Genomic DNA, 3045 nt, shown 5'->3' on the forward strand with positions numbered 1-3045 from the left:
GACGATCCTGCTGACCGCACTGCTGGGTATCCTCTCTGTACTCTGCTCGTCGAAAGTTTTTCAACCTGACGCTGTATTCTTTCACCTGACCCTTATGTCTATCCTTCGCTGCTACCTCGGCGTGGTACTCGCCCTCGACCTGTTCATGTTCTTCTTCTTCTGGGAAATGATGCTGGTGCCGATGTACTTCCTCATCGCGCTCTGGGGTCACAGTTCTTCGGACGGCAAGAAAACCCGGATCTACGCGGCGACCAAGTTCTTCATCTTCACTCAGGCGTCCGGCCTGATCATGCTGGTGGCGATCCTCGGTCTGGTGCTGGTCAACTTCAACAACACTGGCGTGATTACCTTCAACTACGCCGACCTGTTGAAAACCAAGATGTCGATGACCACCGAGTACATCCTGATGCTCGGCTTCTTCATCGCCTTCGCGGTCAAGCTGCCGGTTGTACCGTTCCACTCGTGGTTGCCTGATGCTCACGCCCAGGCGCCGACTGCAGGTTCCGTCGACCTCGCCGGTATCTTGCTGAAAACCGCTGCTTACGGTCTGCTGCGTTTCGCCCTGCCGCTGTTCCCGAATGCCTCGGCCGAGTTCGCGCCGATCGCCATGACCCTCGGTCTGATCGGGATCTTCTACGGTGCGTTCCTCGCGTTCGCGCAAACCGACATCAAGCGTCTGATCGCCTTCTCGTCCGTTTCCCACATGGGTTTCGTGTTGATCGGCATCTACTCCGGCAGCCAACTGGCCCTGCAAGGTGCAGTGATCCAGATGCTCGCGCACGGTGTGTCGGCGGCGGCACTGTTTATCCTCAGCGGTCAGTTGTACGAGCGTCTGCACACTCGTGACATGCGTGAGATGGGCGGTGTGTGGTCGCGTATCGCTTACCTGCCGGCAATCAGCCTGTTCTTTGCAGCCGCGTCCTTGGGTCTGCCGGGTACCGGTAACTTTGTCGGTGAGTTCCTGATCCTGATCGGCTCTTTCGCGAGCTGGCCGTGGATTACTGCGATTGCCACTTCCGGTCTGGTGTTCGGTTCGGTCTACTCGCTGATCATGATCCACCGTGCTTACTTCGGCCCGGCGAAATCGGATTCGATCCTGCACGGTATGGACGCTCGCGAACTGATCATGGTGCTAGGCCTTGCGGTGTTGCTGATCTACATCGGCGTCTACCCGCAACCGTTCCTCGACACTTCTGCCGCCACGATGCATGGCGTTCAGCAGTGGCTCGGCACCGCCTTCACTCAACTCGCTTCGGCCCGGTAAGAGCGCTATGGAATTCACGATTCAACACTTTATTGCGCTTGCGCCACTGTTGATCACCAGCCTCACCATTATCGTGGTGATGCTGGCAATCGCCTGGCGCCGCAACCACTCGCAGACCTTCCTGATTTCGGTGGCGGGTCTGAACCTGGCCCTGTTGTCGATCCTGCCTGCCCTGAAAGTCGCGCCTCTGGCCGTGACCCCGTTGCTGCAGATCGACTCGTTTGCCTGCCTGTACATGGCGCTGATTCTGGTCGCCACTCTCGCCTGCGTCACCCTCGCCCACGCCTATTTGGGTGATGGCGGTTCGGGTTACCCGGGCAACCGTGAAGAACTGTACTTGCTGATCCTGATGGCCGCCGCCGGTGGTCTGGTTCTGGTCAGCGCGCAGCACCTGGCCGGTTTGTTCATCGGTCTGGAACTGCTCTCGGTACCGGTTTACGGTCTGGTGGCTTACGCCTTCTTCAACAAGCGTTCGCTGGAAGCCGGCATCAAATACATGGTGCTGTCGGCGGCCGGTTCCGCGTTCCTGTTGTTCGGTATGGCCCTGCTCTACGCTGACGCTGGTTCCCTGAGCTTCACCGGTATCGGCCAGGCACTGGCCGCGACAGGTCTGCCTAGCCCGCTGGCACAACTGGGCCTGGGCATGATGCTGATCGGTCTGGCGTTCAAGCTGTCGCTGGTACCGTTCCACCTGTGGACGCCGGACGTCTACGAAGGTGCTCCGGCGCCGGTGGCCGCGTTTCTTGCGACCGCGTCGAAGGTTGCAGTGTTTGCGGTGATGGTGCGTCTGTTCCAGATCTCCCCTGCTGCCAGCAGTGGTGTACTGAGCGACGTGCTGACCGTTATCGCCATCGCCTCGATCCTGTTCGGTAACCTGCTGGCCCTGACCCAGAGCAACCTCAAGCGTCTGCTCGGTTACTCGTCCATCGCGCACTTCGGCTACCTGCTGATCGCACTGGTGGCGAGCAAGGGTCTGGCGGTGGAAGCCATCGGCGTGTACCTGGTGACTTATGTGATCACCAGCCTCGGCGCCTTCGGCGTGATCACTCTGATGTCCTCGCCGTACAACGGCCGTGACGCGGATGCCCTGTACGAATACCGCGGCCTGTTCTGGCGCCGTCCGTACCTGACCGCCGTGCTGACCGTGATGATGCTGTCGCTGGCGGGTATCCCGCTGACCGCTGGCTTCATCGGCAAGTTCTACATCATCGCCACCGGTGTTGAAGCGCACCAATGGTGGCTGGTCGGTTCGCTGGTTCTGGGCAGCGCCATCGGCGTCTTCTACTACCTGCGCGTGATGGTCACCCTGTACCTGATCGAACCAAACCTGCGTCGCCACGACGCCCAGCTGCACTGGGAACAAAAGGCAGGCGGCGTGATGCTGCTGGCCATCGCCCTGGTCGCATTCTTCCTGGGTGTGTACCCGCAGCCATTGCTGACACTGGTTCAGCAGGCGGGTCTGGCGGGCTGATTGCTCGGCTGGCTACACATGAAAACGGCACCTTCGGGTGCCGTTTTTGTTTTTGTGGGATTTAACATTTTCATTGCCTGACCCATCGCATTCGCGAGCAAGCTCTGCTCCTACGGGTTATGTGTCGTGCACAAATTCTGTGGCCATCCCGGATCATTGTGGAAGTGAGCCTGCTCGCGAAGGCGTCGGCACATTCAACATCTTCATTGCCTGAACCACCGCTTTCGCGAGCAGGCTCGCTCCCACAGGTTATGTGTCGTGCACAAATTCTGTGGCCATCCCGGATCATTGTAGGAGTGAGCCTGCTCGC

The 3045-nt window shown here is 59.4% G+C and carries 2 protein-coding genes; both read left to right on the top strand.

Annotated elements, in window-relative coordinates:
• Positions 1 to 1264 (top strand): NADH-quinone oxidoreductase subunit M (nuoM, locus tag ACIP66_RS28390; RefSeq protein ID WP_400652573.1); only part of this gene is annotated, 1264 nt, incomplete at its 5' end.
• Between the two features lie 7 nt (positions 1265 to 1271).
• A complete protein-coding gene (gene nuoN / locus ACIP66_RS28395) occupies positions 1272 to 2735 on the top strand; it encodes an NADH-quinone oxidoreductase subunit NuoN (RefSeq protein WP_159813898.1) in 1464 nt (487 codons plus the stop codon).
• The last annotated feature ends 310 nt before the right edge of the window (positions 2736 to 3045 follow it).

The organism is Pseudomonas sp. NPDC088429 (genome assembly GCF_044753305.1).
GTDB lineage: Bacteria > Pseudomonadota > Gammaproteobacteria > Pseudomonadales > Pseudomonadaceae > Aquipseudomonas > Aquipseudomonas rustica.

What these genes read in the sequence shown, in the direction of transcription:
- nuoN (WP_159813898.1), top strand. Translation starts at nt 1,272, where the DNA reads ATGGAATTCACGATTCAACACTTTATTGCGCTTGCGCCACTGTTGATC.